The following is a 1,202-nucleotide window of genomic DNA, read 5'->3' on the forward strand; positions in this document are numbered from 1 at the left end:
TAGGTGGCGAACACGACCGTGCCGAACACCACGTAGTGGAAGTGCGCGATCACGAAGTAGGTGTCGGTGACATGGAAATCGATCGGCGGGCTGGCAAGCAGCACACCCGACAGGCCACCGAACAAGAACGTGATCAAGAAGCCGATGGAGAACAACATCGGGGTCTCGAGCGTGACCTGGCCCCGCCACATCGTGCCGATCCAGTTGAAGATCTTCACACCCGTGGGCACCGCGATCAAGAACGTCATGAACGAGAAGAACGGCAACAACACCGCACCCGTGGCGTACATGTGGTGCGCCCACACCGCGATCGACAGGGCCGCGATCGCGATGGTCGCATAGATCAACGTGGTGTACCCGAACATCGGCTTCCGCGAGAAGACCGGGAAGATTTCGGAGACGATCCCGAAGAACGGCAACGCGATGATGTACACCTCGGGGTGACCGAAGAACCAGAACAAGTGCTGCCACAACAACACTCCACCGGTCGCCGGATCGAACAAGTGCGCACCCAGATGCCGATCCGCGGCAAGACCGAGCAACGCCGCGGTCAGCAACGGGAACGCCAGCAGAATCAGAATGGAGGTGACCAGGATGTTCCAGGTGAAGATCGGCATCCGGAACATCGTCATACCCGGGGCCCGCAGACAGATGACGGTGGTGATCATGTTGACCCCGCCCAAGATGGTGCCCAAACCGGCCACCGCCAGGCCCATGATCCACAAGTCCGCACCGACACCCGGCGAATGCAGCGCCGACGTCAGCGGCGTGTACGCCGTCCACCCGAAGTCCGCGGCACCACCCGGGGTGATGAACCCGGCCGTGGTGATCAACGCACCGAACAGATACAACCAATACGAAAACGCATTCAGGCGCGGGAACGCGACATCGGGGGCACCGATCTGCAACGGCAGAATATAGTTCGCGAACCCGAACACGATCGGCGTCGCGTACAACAGCAACATGATCGTGCCGTGCATGGTGAACAACTGGTTGTACTGCTCGTTCGACAGGAACTGCATCCCCGGCACAGCCAACTCGGCGCGCATCAACAACGCCATCAACCCACCGACCAAGAAGAACGCAATCGACGTCGCGATGTACATGATCCCCAACACCTTGGGATCCGTCGTCGTCACCGCCTTGTGAACAAAAGAACCCTTCGGTCCCATCCGCGGCGGAAACGGGCGAGCCGCCTCCAC

Annotated in this window: 1 protein-coding gene; it reads right to left on the reverse strand. The window is 60.4% G+C overall.

Annotated elements, in window-relative coordinates:
- Positions 1–1,202: cbb3-type cytochrome c oxidase subunit I (locus tag CHB96_RS29315; RefSeq protein ID WP_245866308.1), on the reverse strand; the 1,202-nt coding region annotated here is incomplete at both ends.

Origin of the sequence: Rhodococcoides kyotonense (genome assembly GCF_900188125.1) — a bacterium.
Classification (GTDB): domain Bacteria; phylum Actinomycetota; class Actinomycetes; order Mycobacteriales; family Mycobacteriaceae; genus Rhodococcoides; species Rhodococcoides kyotonense.